This is a genomic window from Tyzzerella sp. An114 (genome assembly GCF_002161055.1).
GTDB lineage: Bacteria > Bacillota > Clostridia > Lachnospirales > Anaerotignaceae > Fimicola > Fimicola cottocaccae.
Window position 1 is genome coordinate 125478 of sequence record NZ_NFLT01000006.1, and the last position, 18942, is coordinate 144419.

At 31.3% G+C, this 18942-nt stretch carries 20 protein-coding genes; 1 reads left to right on the forward strand and 19 read right to left on the reverse strand.

The window, feature by feature from the left end; all coding sequences use genetic code 11:
- Positions 1 to 13: 13 nt before the first annotated feature.
- From B5E58_RS07545 to aspS, 10 genes are all read right to left on the reverse strand, one after another.
- Positions 14 to 631 carry a hypothetical protein gene (locus tag B5E58_RS07545; protein WP_088109078.1) on the reverse strand — a complete coding sequence of 206 codons (618 nt, stop codon included), beginning with the start codon at positions 629 to 631 and terminating at the stop codon, positions 14 to 16.
- A 15-nt stretch (positions 632 to 646) separates the two neighbouring features.
- Positions 647 to 1108, reverse strand: a complete 462-nt coding sequence (gene bcp, locus B5E58_RS07550) for a thioredoxin-dependent thiol peroxidase (RefSeq protein ID WP_088109079.1) — start codon at positions 1106 to 1108, stop codon at positions 647 to 649.
- A 13-nt stretch (positions 1109 to 1121) separates the two neighbouring features.
- Positions 1122 to 2003, reverse strand: coding sequence for a fumarylacetoacetate hydrolase family protein (locus B5E58_RS07555; RefSeq protein ID WP_088109080.1), 882 nt, complete (start codon positions 2001 to 2003; stop codon positions 1122 to 1124).
- A 22-nt stretch (positions 2004 to 2025) separates the two neighbouring features.
- On the reverse strand, positions 2026 to 2430 hold the full coding sequence (locus B5E58_RS07560) for a GtrA family protein (RefSeq protein WP_088109081.1): 405 nt from the start codon (positions 2428 to 2430) through the stop codon (positions 2026 to 2028).
- A 6-nt stretch (positions 2431 to 2436) separates the two neighbouring features.
- Positions 2437 to 4038, reverse strand: coding sequence for a glucosyltransferase domain-containing protein (locus tag B5E58_RS07565; RefSeq protein WP_088109082.1), 1602 nt, complete (start codon positions 4036 to 4038; stop codon positions 2437 to 2439).
- A gap of 1 nt (position 4039) precedes the next feature.
- Positions 4040 to 4753: a glycosyltransferase gene (locus B5E58_RS07570; protein ID WP_088109083.1), complete on the reverse strand. Its 714-nt coding sequence runs from the start codon at positions 4751 to 4753 to the stop codon at positions 4040 to 4042.
- Positions 4754 to 4965: 212 nt separating this feature from the next.
- Positions 4966 to 5388 carry a flavodoxin gene (locus tag B5E58_RS07575; protein ID WP_088109084.1) on the reverse strand — a complete coding sequence of 141 codons (423 nt, stop codon included), beginning with the start codon at positions 5386 to 5388 and terminating at the stop codon, positions 4966 to 4968.
- 20 nt (positions 5389 to 5408) lie between these two features.
- On the reverse strand, positions 5409 to 5978 hold the full coding sequence (locus B5E58_RS07580; protein ID WP_088109085.1) for a DUF3793 family protein: 570 nt from the start codon (positions 5976 to 5978) through the stop codon (positions 5409 to 5411).
- A 38-nt stretch (positions 5979 to 6016) separates the two neighbouring features.
- The gene (locus tag B5E58_RS07585) at positions 6017 to 6295 is read right to left on the reverse strand and encodes a DUF2325 domain-containing protein (RefSeq protein WP_088109086.1); all 279 of its coding nucleotides are present in this window, start codon (positions 6293 to 6295) and stop codon (positions 6017 to 6019) included.
- A 140-nt stretch (positions 6296 to 6435) separates the two neighbouring features.
- The gene (gene aspS / locus B5E58_RS07590; RefSeq protein ID WP_088109087.1) at positions 6436 to 8199 is read right to left on the reverse strand and encodes an aspartate--tRNA ligase; all 1764 of its coding nucleotides are present in this window, start codon (positions 8197 to 8199) and stop codon (positions 6436 to 6438) included.
- 311 nt (positions 8200 to 8510) lie between these two features.
- Here aspS and B5E58_RS07595 point away from each other — a divergent pair, with 311 nt between their 5' ends.
- On the forward strand, positions 8511 to 11027 hold the full coding sequence (locus B5E58_RS07595; RefSeq protein WP_088109088.1) for a hybrid sensor histidine kinase/response regulator: 2517 nt from the start codon (positions 8511 to 8513) through the stop codon (positions 11025 to 11027).
- A 106-nt stretch (positions 11028 to 11133) separates the two neighbouring features.
- On the opposite strand, the gene rpsI is transcribed toward B5E58_RS07595, so the two are convergent.
- The 9 genes from rpsI to B5E58_RS07640 all read right to left on the reverse strand — a co-directional run bounded on the left by rpsI (position 11134) and on the right by B5E58_RS07640 (position 18887).
- Positions 11134 to 11526 carry a 30S ribosomal protein S9 gene (gene rpsI, locus B5E58_RS07600; protein WP_088109089.1) on the reverse strand — a complete coding sequence of 131 codons (393 nt, stop codon included), beginning with the start codon at positions 11524 to 11526 and terminating at the stop codon, positions 11134 to 11136.
- Positions 11527 to 11548: 22 nt separating this feature from the next.
- On the reverse strand, positions 11549 to 11986 hold the full coding sequence (gene rplM / locus B5E58_RS07605) for a 50S ribosomal protein L13 (protein WP_088109090.1): 438 nt from the start codon (positions 11984 to 11986) through the stop codon (positions 11549 to 11551).
- Between the two features lie 246 nt (positions 11987 to 12232).
- A complete protein-coding gene (gene truA, locus B5E58_RS07610) occupies positions 12233 to 12970 on the reverse strand; it encodes a tRNA pseudouridine(38-40) synthase TruA (protein WP_088109091.1) in 738 nt (245 codons plus the stop codon).
- A complete protein-coding gene (locus tag B5E58_RS07615) occupies positions 12967 to 14007 on the reverse strand; it encodes an acyltransferase (RefSeq protein WP_088109092.1) in 1041 nt (346 codons plus the stop codon). The genes truA and B5E58_RS07615 overlap by 4 nt, the downstream gene beginning before the upstream one ends.
- 78 nt (positions 14008 to 14085) lie before the next feature.
- Positions 14086 to 14889, reverse strand: a complete 804-nt coding sequence (locus tag B5E58_RS07620) for an energy-coupling factor transporter transmembrane component T family protein (protein WP_088109093.1) — start codon at positions 14887 to 14889, stop codon at positions 14086 to 14088.
- On the reverse strand, positions 14889 to 16709 hold the full coding sequence (locus B5E58_RS07625) for an energy-coupling factor transporter ATPase (RefSeq protein WP_088109094.1): 1821 nt from the start codon (positions 16707 to 16709) through the stop codon (positions 14889 to 14891). Before B5E58_RS07625 ends, B5E58_RS07620 begins: the two co-directional genes overlap by 1 nt.
- Before the next feature lie 128 nt (positions 16710 to 16837).
- Positions 16838 to 17137: a hypothetical protein gene (locus B5E58_RS07630; RefSeq protein ID WP_088109095.1), complete on the reverse strand. Its 300-nt coding sequence runs from the start codon at positions 17135 to 17137 to the stop codon at positions 16838 to 16840.
- 144 nt (positions 17138 to 17281) lie between these two features.
- Positions 17282 to 17824 carry a bL17 family ribosomal protein gene (locus B5E58_RS07635; protein WP_088109096.1) on the reverse strand — a complete coding sequence of 181 codons (543 nt, stop codon included), beginning with the start codon at positions 17822 to 17824 and terminating at the stop codon, positions 17282 to 17284.
- Between the two features lie 109 nt (positions 17825 to 17933).
- Positions 17934 to 18887: a DNA-directed RNA polymerase subunit alpha gene (locus B5E58_RS07640; RefSeq protein WP_088109097.1), complete on the reverse strand. Its 954-nt coding sequence runs from the start codon at positions 18885 to 18887 to the stop codon at positions 17934 to 17936.
- Positions 18888 to 18942 lie beyond the last annotated feature (55 nt).

Here is an 18942-nt window from a genome sequence, read left to right on the forward strand (position 1 = left end):
CCTCCATTACATATTAAACCATAATATAAAAAATATTCATTATCATTAAAATTATAGAAATTACAGGTATTAAAACATACCCCAAATCTCTCATAAAAATATAAAGTTCAGAAGGTTCTCCACCTTTTACCCATAAATATTTTCTTCTCTCAAAAAAGTATAAAGGCTCTGTAATATTAATATAATTTATAATGTTGAACATTACAACAGCCACCAATAAAGGCAAAGCTAATACAGTATATGATTGTTCTTCATGGGCTATTGTTATAATATCAAAAGCTTCAAGACTATTGTTATTATCTAATTTTTCATCTTTATTAGTAGTTAATATTTTCTCACCATTTTTATAGACTTCAATATCATTGACACTGTTAAAATAATATTCTGTCACTTTATTATAATTTACATACTGTATATTATAAGTTCCATCTTGATTATTTTTAACAGTATAATAAATATTTTCACCTTTAAACTCTCTGCTATACTTCACAACATTTTCAGAGACAATATCCTTTTTAAAAAACTCTTCATCTATGTAAATTCCCCTTAAAGAAATACCTATAAAACAATAAATAGCAAAAACAATAACACAAATAATATTTACAATTTTTACTGTCTTCTTGTTAAACATAAGCTTTCACTTCCTTTAAATAAGCTCAAAAAACTTAGCTATCTCCTCACCATGTTCTGCAGCTTTAACTTTAGGATAAGCCTTTATAACTGTTCCTTCCTCATCAACAATAAATGTACTTCTTATAATTCCCATAGAAACTTTACCATAAAGTTTCTTTTCACCGTAAGCACCGAATTTATCAGCAACACTTTTATCTTCATCAGAAAGAAGTATAAAAGGAAGTTCATATTTTTCTTTAAATTTAATCTGGTTAGACTGTTTGTCTGGGCTTATGCCTATAACATTTATACCATTACTTATAAGCATATCATAAACCCTCTGAAAAGACTGTGCCTCTTTTGTACAACCAGGTGTATTACTTCTTGGATAGAAATAAATTACAGTCTTTTTACCTTTTATGCTTTCATTTGTATATATATTTCCATCATCTCCCAAAAGAGAAAATTCAGGTATTCTATCTCCTTCTTTTAACATAAAAATGCCTCCTTTATAATATAGTATTAGTTATTGAACCTATTTTTTCTATTTCACACTGAACCACATCACCGGATTTCAAAAATTTAGGTGGAACGAAGCCCATTCCAACACCGGCAGGAGTTCCCATAGATATTATAGTTCCAGCTTTAAGAGTCATTCCTTTTGATAATTCACTTATTACATGGGCAATTCCAAATATTAAAAGGTCTGTTGAACTATTCTGTCTAAGTTCTCCATTAACCTTTGATGATATTTTTAAAACTGGTGGATTATTAAATTCATCAGCAGTAACAATCCATGGTCCCATAGGTGTAAAACCATCAAGACTTTTACCAAAATACCACTGTTTATGCTGTGTCTGAAGATTTCTAGCACTTACATCATTAATTATAGTATAGCCTAAAACATAATCAAAAGCATCTTCCTCAGAAACATTTTTGGCATCTTTTCCTGTAACAACAGCAAGTTCAGCTTCATAATCAAGACTATCTACAATATCAAAATGGCCATCTATAAAACCACCGTCTCCAACTGCCTCATCAACTCTTTTTGAAAAATACACCGCAAAAGGTCTATCTCCTCCAAAGGCTTCTTTTTTATATCTAGCAGACTCCTCAGCATGAGCCATATAATTTATACCAAGACATATAATATCCTGTTTTGGAAAAGGAATAGGAGCACAAAGTTTTACAGAATTAATATTTAAACCCTCTTTTGAAGCTTGTGAAAGCTTTTTAACACTATCAATAACATTTTCATCAGCAAAGTCAATAAAAGAGCCTATATCATCAAATTCTTTGCCATCAACAGATATTTTTATAACTGTTTGTTCATCATCAGACAACACACCTGCTTTTCTTACACCTTCATACTCAAATGTCAAAAGTTTCATAATTAATTCCCCCTAAAAAAATTTATCTGAAAACCCAAAATTTATCAGCTATATAATTAAAACCTATCATCATACAAGTAGCTGGAATTTTAGCCATTATTGGTGTCAAATTAAATATATTTTCAAAAAGTCCAAGCATAAAAAGAGAAACTCCAAGATAGCAACATTTAACTACAATATATTTACCTATCTCCTCACGCTTAACCGGATTTTTCTTTTCAAAAGTCCAATATTTATTACATATAAAACTATTTATAGTAGCAATTATAAAAGAAAGAACCTGAGCAATATATCCTCCTATACCAAGCACTACATTTAAAATAAAGAAACTTATAACGTCTATAATAGTATTTAAAACTCCTACCATTCCAAACTTAATAAACTTCTTTATATCAAAAAGAATTATAAGTTTTTTTATAAAATCCATTTAAAATTACTCCCATCTAAAAATGCCATAGCCATTTTCATCATACACTATACCATTTATATTTTCTCCTGATATAACATACTCTTTATCCCCTATTTTTTCAGCATTAACTTCAACCATTTTTCCATCATCATAAAATAAAAGTTTATCAAAACTTTCAATAGCATTTATATCACTGTTATAAGGTCTATAAATATAAGTATCTAAAGACAAAGGAACAGGCTGTGGAATATCAAACTTTTTAGCATAATATCTGCAACAGCCTAAAAAAGACCATTCTCCACCTGTAACACCTGCAATATGCTCATGGAAAGTATAATTTGAATTATCAATATTAACTTCATTGAGATTAAAAACCCCAATTCTCAAATCACTATCAAAATTTTCAGTAGTATTAATATAAGCAGTTGCAGCCTTTTTATCTTCAATATAATTCTGTCTATAATCATGTATTTCAGAAACTCCAGAAATAGAAAAAACAAAGGCAATTACACAATTAATAACACCTTTAATATTTGTATTTCTTATACATAAATTAAATATTGTATCAACAAATATTCCAAGTCCAACAAAGGAAACAACAGCACCTCTAAATGAAAACCATGGATTGCCCAATATTAAAAAAGGTGTAATAGGTGCAATAAAAAGAAGTATACCAAATATAAAAGCTATTACACTTCCTTTTAATTTAACTTTTTTTTCAAAAATATTAAGACTTAAACAAAGTAAACTTATAAAAATCAAATATACAAAAGATTTATCATCAAATATTATATCTACGCCTCTTAAAAATCCCTTTACTATGGTATAAACATTACCATATATAAAAACCTCTTTAAACTGGCTCAAAACTTCAGGAATAAAAACATCAAAATATCCTTCTTTTTGAGGAAGCATAATTTCCATCCTTGAAGAATAAAGAGAACTACTTTTGAAATATGATGTGAAAAGAGCAAATATTATAACATTAATAAATGTCATAAAAGCAAAAAGAGTTCTTTTACCCTTAGAAATAAATTTAACAAACATAATTAAAAATGTTGCTGTTATTGAAAAAACAATAACCTGTTCATAAAATCCAAAGGATAAAAGCTGAAAAACAATAAAAAGAATTAAATTTATATATTTTCCTTTTTCACAATAACATGAAAAAAAATACACACCAAGAGAAGCCAAAAACATTCCAACAACAATTCTTGAAGATGCACTTACCCAGTATGTACCCTCAAATCCCAAAGGTAATAAAGTATATACTATTATAAATATATTTCCAACAGTAAATATTTTAGAGAAAGCACTTTTTAATAAAAAAGCTGAAGCTGTATACATTACAGATATTATAAAAACTCCCCAAATCATATTGGTATTAAAAAAATAATTCCAAATAGTAATATCCATAAGTCCCGCCAAAGGTCTCGCAGATAAAAGCCCTAGTTTTTGAATTATTTCAGGTATTGTTCCCAAAAATTGTCTGTAACTGTAATACTGTATATAATCGTCAAGTTGAGGATAATAGTTAAAACCATAATATATAAATCTCATAAAAACAAGGAGAAAAACAATACACATAAATATAATGTCTCCCCTATGTTTTGAAACATAATTCATATTACAAATGCCCCTTTATTCTACTTTCAGTAACAATTCTTACCTTTATAATATCTCTAAACATTTTAATACTGTCTTTTAATATATTAACCTTTGAGTCTCTATGATTTATAACAGAGACACCTATTTCAGAAATTTTAAATCCCATTCTTTTTGCAACAAGCATAGCTTCAAAATCAAAAGCAAATCTATCTATAACACAATTTTCAAATATAGAAAAAGCAGCTTCTCTCCTAAAGCCTTTAAAACCACACTGAGTGTCATAGGAAAGACCAGATATAGTTCCAGTTATAAAAGAAAATATTTTTGATGCCACAAGTCTAATAAAAGGATAATTTTTATATCCTTCCTTTGATAATTTTCTTGAACCAATAACCACATCAGAATTTTCTCTTTTCATTTTTCTATATCCTTTTTTAATAACGTCAATTCCATAGGCAAGGTCTGCATCTGTAAAAAATATATAATCTCCCTGTGATGCAAAAATACCCTGTCTAACAGCATAACCTTTTCCCATGTTAGGATTGTATGAAACTATTTTAAGGTTATCAATATCCATATTGGAAACTGTATTTTTCATATCATCTGTACTTCCATCATCAACAACTATTATTTCATAGGATTTAAAAGTTTTTGAAAGAAATTCATCTGCTTTTTTGACTGTATATTCTATTATTAAATTTTCATTGTAAGCTGGTATTATAAGCGTTATCATAATTTACCTCTCAAACAAAATAGAAATTAAACTAAATTATAGTATAGCATATTTTAAACTTTATTCTACAAAATTATTGAAATTTATTAATTAAAGGTTTCCATAAAAAAAGCCGTGACATTTAGTCACGGCACACAAACAAAATGAGGGATATTGTTTGCAAAATTATAAAACTATTTTATCGGCAAAAAAGCGTATTTTTATTTATTTAATTAATATGCTGCAAAATTCTTTCCAAACTCTTTACAAATTTCTTTTCCATCATCGTCAGGCATACCATTAATCATAAGACCTGTATCATAGAGATTTGCATTTTTATCATTAACTCTTTCTTCCCAGTCTCTCATCCACTGGCCATCGCCCCAACCATAAGAACCAAAGAGAGCAATTTTCTTTCCTGAAATATCATTTTCAATACTCATAAAGAAAGGCTCAAACTCAGCTTCTTCAAGAACTTCATCTCCCATAGCAGAGCAACCAAAAGCAACTTTATCATAATCCTTTATACTTCCAGAAAATTCATTAACAGAGAATAAAGAAACCTCTCCACCATTTTCTTTTGCACCATCAGCAATAGCCTCTGCCATAGCTGCTGTATTACCTGTACCACTCCAATAAATAACTGCAATTTTCATTTTTATATTCCTCCTTAAATTTAGGAAACGCCAAGAATACTTAAAACAGAAGTTCCCGCATTTCTCTTATTTTCCATTACTTCTTTACATTTACGGTACTGCCAAAATGTTTTTTCAGCTTTCTTTTCATCACCGTAAACTTTCCAGTATCCATAAAACTTATAGTTTTTGCCACTGTTTTTTATATATTCAAAAACATCTTCCTTTGGATAACCGAGAAAGAAACCTACTTCATGTGGAAATTCTTCACACCCATTAATTCTTTTTCCCAAATAATTTAATGCACTATCTACACCCTCAATATTTTCAGGTATAGTGTATCCTTCTTTTTTCAAGAAATAAGCCACTTTTCTATCGGTTATATATGAAAACATTTTTGTTTTGCGATAAACAAGTATAAATATTCTATTTTGACATTTATAAAGTATTTTGAAATATATATCTTTAGAATTTAAAAGACTATTATACATATTCATTTCATTTATAATACTTTCACTGTCCTCTATTGGACATGAAAAAAGATTTGATTGTTTTATACCCAACAATGTTGGTGCACAATAAAGTATAAGCATATTTTCAAAGGAATTCATAATAAAACCTCCATTTGTTAGTTAAATCTAACTTTTAATCATAAATTATTTTCAAGTATTCTTTTTAAAGCACAAGAACTGCTACTATGACAATGAACCATAGGAATATTATTCTTTTTGGCCTCTTGAACAGCTCCTGAAACCATTTTGTGAGAAACCGTATTAGTAAAAAGTACCATAAGGTCGGCCCTCCCTATTTTATTTTTAAAATCAGCAGGCATCTGTGTGAAAACTTTAGCTTTACATTTAAAACATTTACATATATCCATATACTGCCTAACCATTCGGTCATGACCACCAACTATTACAATGCTCATAGGTTCCTCCTTCAAATATTTATTTGTTAGCATTAACTAACTTACAAAAAGATGTTACCATATGATTTTTAAACTGTCAATAATAAATATTTAAAAAAAATACTGTTGATAACATTTATCAACAGTATTTTAAAAATTAATTAGTCTTCTTTTTTAATATCAATTTTAATGTGTACATCGCTGAGCTGTTTTTCAGAAACTTCAGCAGGAGCACCCATCATAACGTCCTGAGCAGACTTATTCATTGGGAAAGGTATAATCTCTCTAATACTTTCCTCTCCAGCAATAAGCATTACCATACGGTCAACACCAGGAGCAATTCCAGCATGTGGTGGAGCACCATAACAGAATGCATTGTACATAGCAGGGAATTTAGCTTTAACGTCATCTTCACCAAGACCAACAATCTCAAAAGCTTTAACCATTATTTCAGGGTCATGGTTACGAACAGCACCAGAAGAAAGCTCAACACCATTACATACAAGGTCATACTGATATGCATATATATCAAGAGGGTCTTTCTCCATAAGGTCCTTCATACCGCCCTGTGGCATAGAGAATGGATTGTGGCAAAATTCAAGTTCACCTGACTCCTCACCTATTTCATACATAGGGAAGTCAACAACCCAACAGAATTCATATCTTTCTTTATCCATATGTCCTGGAACAGTATTTCCAAGTATTTTTCTAAATACACCAGCTGTTTTCTGTGCAACACCTTTTTTACCAGCAGCAAGGCCTACAAAGTCACCAGGTTTAAGTCCAAGAGCCTCTGTAACAGCTTCTTTTCTATCATTAAGGAATTTAGCTATACCACCAGCAAAGTTTCCGTTTTCATCAACTTTAAACCAGAATGCTTTATTTCCTGTCTGAACTTCAACATCAGCACACATTTTGTCTATAACTTTTCTTGTCTCTTTACAGTCGCTTACAACAACAGCTTTAATTACATTACCTTCAAATGGACCAAATCCGCAATCCTGCATACATTCTGTTGCGTCCTGTAAAACAAGGTCAATTCTAAGGTCTGGCTTGTCTGAACCGTAAATTTCCATAGCGTCATTAAATGAAACACGTCTGAAAGGAACAGTTGAACCATTTTTATATTTGCCGTATTTAGCAAATATTGGAGGAAGAACTTCTTCAAGAACTTTGAATACATCTTCCTGAGTAGCAAAAGCCATTTCCATATCAAGCTGATAGAATTCTCCTGGAGAACGGTCAGCACGAGCGTCCTCATCTCTGAAACAAGGAGCAATCTGGAAATATCTATCAAAACCAGATGTCATAAGAAGCTGTTTAAACTGCTGTGGAGCCTGTGGGAGAGCATAAAATTTTCCTGGGTGATTTCTTGCAGGTACAAGATAATCTCTAGCTCCTTCAGGAGAAGAACAAGTAAGTATAGGAGTTGTTATTTCTAAAAAGCCCTGTTCTGCCATGCTCTTTCTAAGTTCTGAAACAACATTACATCTTAATATTATTTTATCCTTTACAGCAGGATTTCTTAAATCAAGATAACGATATTTAAGACGAGCGTTTTCATCAGCATCTTTTGAGTGATTTATCTCAAAAGGAAGCTCATTATATTTACATCTTCCTAAAAGAGTTATGTCACTAGGCACAACTTCAATTTCACCAGTTGCAATATTATTGTTTTTGCTGGAACGTTCTCTAACAACACCAGTTATTGAAAGTGTTGACTCACAGTTAATTCCTGAAAGTTTAGACATCATTTCTTCTGTCTCGATAACAACCTGAGTTGTTCCGTAAAAATCTCTTAAAACAAGGAAACCGAGAGTTTTACTAACTTTTCTTAAATTTTCATACCAGCCTACAATAGTAACTGTTTCTCCGACATTGTTTATACGTAACTCATTACACGTATGTGTTCTTGACTGAAACATGAATACACCTCTCACTTTATTTATTTGATTTTGACTGTCAAATATAGATTTCTATTATAATTTAGCCTAATAATTATAATATAAAGCTAAATTTTGTTCAATAAGAAACCAATATTAATCAGCCTTTTTTGTTTTTGTGTCAAAATATATCTAACTAAGATAGTATACCATTTTTAAATTAAATTTTCTACATTGGTAACTTTAAAATAATAAAAACATAAGTTTTTGAATTGTAAATAACTAAAAAAAATGATACTATTATCAAAGACATAATAATTCATATCCATATTTAGGGAGTGGTAAACTTTTTTATGAATGAAAGAATAAAAAATAATATGAAAAAAAAGAGTAAATTTACAATATTACTTTTTTTAATATTTGCAATATTATCATCAACAAGCATATTTATATTACAAAACAAAATGCTTGATAATGCACAAATTATGGGACAGGAAGTTGCAAAAAGTTTCGCTGTTGCTGAAAACGCAAATATTTATGCCTATGAATTACTATTAAAAAATGCATCACAGCTTTTGGAAAGCCAAATGGAGTCAGAAACAAACATATCAGAAATACAAAAATGGATGGAAAATTATTCAGCATATATTAAAGATAATCTAAATTCAAAAGCTGTTGATATGTATGCCTCTATAAACGGTAAAATAGTAGCCGCCAATTACTGGGAAGGTGACGATACTTTCGACCCAACTAAAACAGAATGGTATAAAGGAGCTTTAGAAGCTAATGGAAAACTATCATATACTGATGCTTATATGGACGCAGTAACAGGTGATTATGTAATAACACTATCTCAAAAAATACCTAATTCTGATTGTGTATTAGCTATTGACCTTTATCCACAATACTTTAAATCTTGGGCAACAATGGAATCTTTACCTGAAAACAGCTCATTTTTTCTCTGTGACACATCAGGCACTCTAATATATTATGAAACAATATCAGGAATAGAAATTGAAAACGTTCAAGAATATGTTGATAACTTAAATGTTTCTCTTGAAAAAGGTGAATTTGACGACCCAAAATCATTTATATATGACCAACAAGGCCAAAAAAGGGGAGTTTATTATAACATAGCTGAGAATGGTTGGACAACAATAATAACAATTCCCTATGAATATCTATTAAATGACCTTAGTGATATTATATTTTTGTATGCAAGTATATTTATAATTTTCATAATAATAACATTCCTTATGTATATTAGAGAGTCAAAACTTAATAAACAAGTTGAGCTTACAAACGAGACTGTTAGAGTATTAGGAAATTCATATTATGCTATTTACAGAATAAATTTTCAAACAGAACAGTATACAATGCTTAAAAGCTCTGATTATATGCGTTCAAAACTTAATGTAACGGGAAATTATGAAGATTTTTTAAAAAGTCTTGGAGAAGTAATTGAAAAAAATGCATATCAAGAATTTGTTAAAAGCTTTTCAATAGAAAGTATACAAAATCTTGTTAAAAGAAAAGTTCGAGACTATGGAGGAGACTTTTTAAGACTTTTCAATGGAGAATATAAATGGGTTAATGTAAGACTTCTTTTTGATGAGTCTTTAGATTTAGATGAAGCAATATTATGTTTTAGAGAAGTTGACGAAGAAAAACAAAAACAACTTCAACATATAAAACTTCTTGAGGAGTCTCTTGAAGCTATACAGCATAATACAGACCAAAAAAATCTCTTTTTCTCAAATATGTCCCATGACATGAGAACGCCTTTAAATGCCATAATAGGAATGTCAGAGCTTGCAGAAAATCATCTTTCAGACCCTGAAAAAACAGGGGACTATTTAAGAAAAATAAATACATCAAGTAAACATCTTCTTGAGCTTATAAACAATATACTTGAAGTTTCAAAATTTGAACAAGGTAAAATGAAAATAGAAAGCAAACCTTTCTTTATAAAAGAAAGTGTTGATGAATGTGTTGATATATTTAAAATACAAGCTGCAAGAGAAAATAAAATTTTTAAAACTCACTATAATATAAAAAATAACAGTGTATCGGGAGACTTTTTCAGAATACAACAAATATTAAATAATCTTCTTTCCAATGCCTTCAAGTTCACTCATGAAAATGATACAATATCAATTTCAGTTACACAGCTTGACAGTGAAGATTTCTCAAAATACAAAATAGTTGTAGAAGATACAGGTGTTGGAATGTCAAAAGACTTTCTCAAAAAAATATTTATTCCATTTGAGAGAGAAACTCGTTTTGGTGCAAAAAATATTAATGGTACAGGTTTAGGAATGCCTATTGTATATAACATTGTACTTCAAATGGGAGGAAGTATATATGTTGAAAGCGACCTAGGAAAAGGAAGTAAATTTACAGTTGTACTTCCTTTAGATATAAAAACACATACAGAAAATAAAATTATAAAACAGGATAAAAATGAAAACACAAATTTTGATTTATCCGGAAAAAATATACTTATAGCAGAGGACAATGAACTTAATATGGAAATAGCCTCAGAAGTCCTTGAAATGAAAGGTATAAATGTTACAAAGGCATGGAATGGAAAAGAAGCCTTTGAAATATTTAAAAACTCAGAGGAAGGCACTTTTGATGCCATATTAATGGATATGCAAATGCCAGAAATGAATGGTTGTGAAGCTACAACAGCAATAAGGGCATTAAACAGAGAAGATGCCAAAAACATACCTATAATAGCTGTAACAGCCAATGCCTTTACCGAAGATATTGCAGCCACAACAAAGGCTGGTATGAACGCTCATATATCAAAACCAATCGACTTTGACACTTTAGAAAAAACATTAAACAGATATTTAAACAGATAATTAAAAACAACTCAAAAAAGCATCTAAAATATATTAGATGCTTTTTTAATATAAAAAATACCCATACAGTAAACTGTATGGGTAATAAATTGCATAAATAAAGAAATTATCTCTTTGAGAACTGTGGAGCACGTCTCGCTGCTTTGAGACCGTATTTCTTTCTTTCTTTCATTCTTGGGTCTCTAGTAAGGAAACCTTCTTTCTTTAAAGCTGGTCTGTAATCTGCATCAGCTTCAAGTAAAGCTCTTGAAATACCGTGTCTGATAGCACCTGCCTGACCTGTGAAACCACCACCGTAAACGTTAACTAAAACGTCGAATTTAGCTGTTGTTTCTGTAAGCTCAAGTGGCTGACGAACGATAAGTTTTAATGTTTCAAGACCGAAATATTCGTCGATATCTCTTTTATTTATTGTAATTTTTCCGCTGCCTGGTACTAAATAAACTCTAGCTACGGATGATTTTCTTCTACCTGTACCATAGTATCTAGCTGCTGCCATTTTGCTTCCTCCTCTCGTTTAATTAAAATTTTAAATCTAATACTTCAGGTTTCTGAGCTGCATGTTTGTGGTCTGGACCTGCATATACATGAAGCTTGCTAAACATCTTTCTTCCGAGAGCATTCTTTGGAAGCATACCCTTTACAGCGTGTTTGATAACCTCTTCAGGTTTCTTTTCAAGCTGTTTTTTAAGAGTAATAGTTTTTAATCCTCCGATGTAACCTGTGTGATGTGTGTAAACTTTCTGGTCTAATTTCTTACCTGTTACAGCAATCTTGTCAGCGTTAACAACGATTACATAGTCACCTGTGTCAACGTTTGGTGTGTAAATTGCTTTATTTTTACCTCTTAAAACTTTAGCAACTTCTGATGCAAGACGTCCTAATGTCTTATCAGTAGCGTCTACAACGTACCATTTTCTTTCAACTTCTGCAGCTTTTGCGATAAAAGTTGTTCTCATTGTTTTTACCTCCCTTAAATAACATTAAATTGACTCTTTGACTTTACTTTTTCTTTGGGAAAAGGAAAAGTAATCTCCACCATATATTTATTTTTCAAAATATATGCCTTATTGAGTCCCATATTGAAACATATATATTTTAAAGCCAAAAGGCTCTAAAGTCTTTACATAACGGTATATATTATATTACAGCAAATTTGTTTTGTCAACACAAAAATATTGATTTTACCTTAAAAACAAGGTTTTTCAATAATATATTTTCATAAGAGTAAGCCCTTCCGGTCCGGCAGTCTTTCCAGCTCTTGTTCTGTCACAGCTTTCTATTATATCTCCCATTTCATCAGGATTTATTTTTGAAAGTCCAACATATATCAAAGTTCCTGCAATTATACGAACCATATTATATAAAAATCCGTCTCCAGTGACATATATTTCAACAACATCATTAATTTTTTCAACAGAAATATCAAATATAGTTCTAACTGTGGATTTAACTTCTGTCTGAGCTGAACAGAAACCTTTAAAATCGTGAGTTCCCTTAAAATATTCACAAGCCTTTTTCATTTTTTCAACATCAAGTTCTTTATATACAAACTCTGTATAATATCTCTCAAGGGGATTTCTATATTCACCGTTAAAAATTCTGTATATGTAAGTTTTTTTTACACAGTTATATCTAGGGTGAAAATCATCTGAAACAATTTCAGCACAATTTACAACAATATCCTGTGGAAGAAATGAGTTTAAGGCTCGTGGTATTCTCTCAACAGGAATATTTGTGTCAACATCTAATAAAACTCTCTGTCCCAGAGCATGAACTCCTCTATCTGTTCGGCTTGCCCCTATTATCTCAAATTCTTTTCTAAAGAGAGAATAACAAGCCTCATATATTTTCTGTTCAACAGTTACAACAGGGTCTCCCTTCTGCCTTTGCCAACCAAAATAATTTGTACCGTCATAGGCAACAGTCAAAAGAATTTTCATAAAACTTTTCTCCTCTCTTTAAATTTTATATAAACATAAGAAATAGCAAAAACAATGCCATAAGTACCTACAAATTTAGATATAAAACTAAATGACAAATCAGTTATAAAATGTCTCCACATATAGTGAGTTGACTCATATACAATTATACAGTGATAAAGATATATATAAAAACTTAAACTGTCCACACCTCTCAAAAGTGTAAAACTGTCCATAATTTTTTCACCAAAAAGTTTTCCAAACATAAGTACAAAAAGTATAGCAGAAAAAATATACATTGTATGAATATCCTCAACAAAATTTACTTTTAAAGCACCTGTTGAATTAAAATAGCTAAATATTCCGTCACCTAAAAGCATAACAACAAATATAAGCGTAATAACAGCTTTATTTTTCATTATTCTTTCAAAGAATTTGTCATAATTAGCACCTATATAGCAACCACAAACCCAATAAGCAATATATGAAGTAAACACTCTATCATTATATATAAAGTCAACCGAAGGCATAGCAATAGAAATCAAAGAAGGCAACCATTTATGACAGAATATCATAATAAGTATTGAGAAAGGCACAGCTATAAACACATCTATTTTCTCTGTCATTTTAATCCATAAAGGCATAAGCAAATAGAACTGGAATATTATAATAACAAAATAGAAGTGACTTACCATATTTCCCAAAAGTATGGCTTTTACAAGCTCATAAATATTAAAAGTTTCATAGTAATTATTGTATATAAAATATATGTAATAGACAGTAACACTTATAATATAAGGTATAAGTATCTTTTTTATTCTTGAAAAAATAAATTTAAAATAATCAAGTTTTTTATTTTTAAATCCCATAAAAAATTTAACACTGCTAAGAAGTATAAAGCCTTGAACAACAAAGGCTGAAAGTCTCCAAGGCATGAATATGCCCATATAAAAAATACTTCCCTTATCAAGTTCATTTACAGATGATGAACATATATGTATAAGCATTACAAGTATACATAAAAGTACATTTACAAATGAAAGTTCTTTTTTTCTCAAAAATACCACTCCCAAAACACACTAAATAACAACATACAAAAGACCTTGATATTTCACAAGGTCTTTTTAAATTTAATATTAAAAAATATATCTAAGCACAAAACTTAAAACAGTATATATAATAACAACAACTAAGGCTTTATAATCCCTACTCTGAAAATGCATAACATTCATTCTTGTTCTATTTTCAGCACCATTATAGCATCTTGCCTCCATAGCCATAGCAAGTTCATCAGCACGTCTAAAAGCTGATATAAAAAGAGGAACAAGTATAGGAACGAGACTTTTTGCCTTTTGAATTATATTTCCAGTGTCAAAGTCTGCACCTCTAGCCTGTTGAGCCTTCATAATTTTATCTGTCTCATCAAGGAGAATTGGAATAAATCTTAAAGCTATTGTCATCATCATAGCTATTTCATGGGAAGGCACACCAATTTTTTTAAGTGGTCTAAGTATATACTCAATGCCGTCTGTAAGCTGTATAGGAGTTGTTGTAAGTGTCATAAGTGAAGAACCTACAATGAGAAGTACAAGCCTTAAACACATTAATACAGCCATATAAACGCCCTTTGATGTTATTGTTATAAAACCAGCTTTAAATATAACATTTCCCTCAGTAGTTGTAAAAACATTCAAGAAAGCTGTAAACAGTATAATTATAAAAATACTCTTTATACCTCTAAGCATAAATGATAAAGGTACTTTTGAAGATTTTATAACTAAAGCCAACGCCAATATAACAAATCCATAGGCAATAAAGCTATCCATTATAAAAAGTGAAATAATATATATAAAAGTTGCAATAATTTTTATTCTCGCATCAAGTATATGAATTATAGAGTCAACAGGATAAAACTGACCTATTGTAATATCTCTTATCATTAGTTTTCTCCTCCTTTTTCAGAAAGAAGTTTATAAAGGACATCAGCAGCCTCATCAGTTGTATACACGTCTTTAGGAACACTGATACCAATATTATTAAGTTTTTCAAAAACATAACTTATCTGAGGAGCAGCCAGACCCATTTTTTCAATCTCATCAACACGAGCGAAAACCTCTCTAGGAGTTCCAGTCATTACACATCTACCTCTATGCATAACAACAATACGGCTAACTAATTTAGCTACGTCCTCCATAGAATGAGAAACTAAAATAACAGTTATACCAAGTTTCTCCTGCATTTTTTTGACAGCGTCAAGTATTTCATCTCTACCTTTAGGGTCAAGACCAGCAGTAGGCTCATCTAAAACAAGAACTTCCGGCTCCATAGCCAATACACCAGCTATTGCCACACGTCTTTTCTGTCCTCCTGAAAGCTCAAAAGGAGACTTCTCATAATATTTCTCAGAAAGTCCAACAGTCTCAAGGGCAGATTTAACACGGCGTTTAATTTCATCTTCTGGAAGTTTCATATTTGTAGGACCAAAAGCCACATCTTTATATATAGTCATCTCAAAAAGCTGATGTTCAGGATACTGGAAAACAAGACCAACTCTCTGACGAACTGATTTAAGTTTTGTTTTATCAGCAAAAATATCAGTGCCATCAAGGAATATACCGCCATTAGTTGGAGTCATAATAGCATTAAGATGCTGTATAAGTGTTGATTTTCCTGAACCTGTATGACCTATAATTCCTATAAACTCTCCTCTTTTTATTGATATATTTACATCATCAAGAGCTTTTTTCTCAAAGGTTGTTCCTGGGTTATATATATGAGTAAGATTTTTAATCTGTATACCGTCAAAATTTTCACTGCCGTCAAAACGTTCTTCAGCCTCTTTTTTAAGGGCGTCTGTATCAAGAGGAACATCTCTCTTAATTTCAGACAAATTAGCTTCAATACCTTTAATACGGCATATTTCAGATACCATATCATCAACGTTTAAAACATCTTTAGCAATATCAATCCCCTTTTTAGAGAGCATATTTGAAACCTCAGTAACCTGAGGAACATCAAGACCATATCCCTTAAGTTTATCAACCTGACAGAATATTTCTTTAGGAACACCCTCCATTACAACATCACCGTCATCAATAACAAAGACTCTATCAGCACGAACAGCCTCGTCCATATAGTGAGTTATAAGTACAATAGTTATTCCTTCCTCTCTGTTAAGTCTCATAACAGTTTCAATAACATCTTTTCTTCCAAGAGGGTCAAGCATAGCAGTAGGCTCATCAAGAACGATACAATCAGGCTTCATTGCCAAAACTCCTGCAATAGCAATTCTCTGTTTCTGACCACCTGAAAGTTTTGAAGGAGAATTTTTTCTGTACTCCTGCATACGAACAGTATCAAGAGCACTATCAACTCTGTTATGTATCTCTTTAGAGTCAAGACCAAGATTTTCAGGTCCGAAAGCTATATCCTCCTCAACAACAGTAGCAACAAGCTGATTATCAGGGTTCTGAAAAACCATACCTGCACTCTGACGTATATCCCAAACAAACTCATCATTTTTAGTATCAAAGCCCTTTATCCACAAAGTTCCCTCTGTTGGCTTTACAAGAGCATTTATATGTTTTGCAAACGTAGACTTACCAGAACCATTATGTCCCAATACAGCTACAAATTCGCCTTTTTCTATGGCAATATTAACATTTTTAAGGGCGAGAAATTTTTCCTCTTTTGTACCCTCATCAGTGTCAACCATTCTTTTATATTCATAGGTTAAACCCTTTGCTTTAACCATATCCATTAAATTTCACCGCCTGATTTTTTTAAGTCTGTGGCATATAAAAAAGCTCACAGCTATTGAAATAATAATTTAAAAAAGGCGAAATGTCAACGTTTTAATGACAATTCGCCTACTAATTAATTTCAAAATTATTTACCACTATATTTTTTATGCATATACTTGCCATAGCCAAATATACAAGCTGCAACAGCAATATAACATACAAGTCCCTGTGTACCTAAAAGTATTCCGTTAGTATTAAGATATCCCATAACTATTATAAAAACACCAACAGCAACAATCATTGCACCTGTTTTAAAGGAATATTCCTTTCTATATTGAGGTGGTATTTTTTCCATAGCACTTTTAGAAACAAAATACTTTTCATTTTTCATACACACAATACCTTCAATAATAATTATAATACCAAAAATTAAAGCTGTACTCATAAAAACAATCTCCTTTGAAGATAATAGACTGTGTATATTATATCATTAAAACATATCAGTAACAACAAAAAAGCGGTGGAAAATCCACCGCTAATATCTTCACAACACAAAATTAAATTTATATACGAATTATAATTTAAAAAATTATACTAATTCGATAATTACTTCTGGAGCACCGTCACCTTTACGAGGTCCGATTTTGATGATTCTTGTGTAACCACCTTTACGGTCAACGTATTTTGGAGCGATTTCATCGAAAAGTTTAGCACACATATCTACTTTCTTTGTGAGCTTTCTAACTTTCTTTCCATCAGCTGGAACTTCTGTTACAGGGTAAAGAACGCTTAACATTTTACGTCTAGCGTTTAAACGACTTGGGTTGTCTTTTTTGATTGTTTTCTTAACTTCATCAAAAACAGTAACTTTTTTGCCGTTTACAGTTTCTTTAACTCTCTTACCGTTAGCATCTTTTTTAGCAACTTTAGCTGTTACTTCAACTTCTGTAAAGTTGTCTTTTTCTTTAACTGCAAGAGTGATGAGCTTTTCAGCAAGTCTTCTTACTTCTTTAGCTCTAGCCTCTGTTGTTTTGATTTTTCCATGATATAAAAGATTAGTTACCTGGTTTCTTAAGAGAGCTTTTCTCTGTGCTGATGTTTTACCAAGTTTTCTGTATCCTGAACCTGTCATTATTACAAATCCTCCTTGTAATCCTCTACAGGGCTATTGTAGGGTAATAACTCTTCGGTCTTACATTACTCTGCACCCTGTACAACTATATGCAACAATAAAAAATTAATTATTCATCGCTTGGTCTTAAAGCAAGGCCAAGGTCAGCCATTTTGTTTAAAACTTCTTCAAGAGACTTACGACCAAGATTTCTAACCTTCATCATTTCGTCTTCTGTCTTATTAGCAAGGTCCTCAACAGTGTTGATGCCTGCACGTTTTAAACAGTTATATGAACGAACTGAAAGGTCAAGCTCTTCAATGCTCATTTCAAGAACTTTTTCTTTCTTACCTTCTTCTTTCTCTACCATAATTTCAGTGTTCTTTGCACTGTCTGATAAGTCAATGAAAAGGTTTAAGTGTTCGTTAAGAATTCTTGCTCCAAGGCTTACAGCGTCATCAGGAGCAATAGTTCCATTTGTCCATACCTCAAGTGTCAATTTATCGTAGTCAGTAATCTGTCCTACACGTGTATTTTCAACAAGGAAGTTAACTCTTGTTATAGGAGTGAATATAGAGTCAACAGGAAGCATTCCTATTGGCTGGTCATCTTTTTTGTTCTTGTCGGCACCAATATAACCTCTGCCTTTCTGAACAGTAATCTCCATATAAAGTTTACTGTTAGGGCCACCGCTTAAAGTAGCGATATGGTGGTCTGGATTTAAAATCTCAATGTCACCATCTGCTTTGATGTCAGAAGCCTTAACTTCGCCTTCGCCTTCCATATCAATGTAAACGATTTTAGGCTCATTTCCTTCACTTGTGTTTTTAATGGCAAGTCCTTTAAGATTAAGAATGATTTCTGTAACATCTTCCTTAACTCCTGGAATTACTGAGAATTCATGAACTACACCATCAATTTTTACATTACTTACAGCCGCACCAGGTAAAGATGAAAGAAGAATTCTTCTTAAAGAGTTACCAAGTGTAGTTGCGTATCCTCTTTCAAGAGGAGATACGATAAAACGACCATAAGAGCCGTTTATCTCGTCAATTTCAATACGAGGTTTCTCAAACTCAATCACTTATTTTAAACCTCCCTTTGGATATTAAAGTGAGACTATGACAACCGTAGGGAAC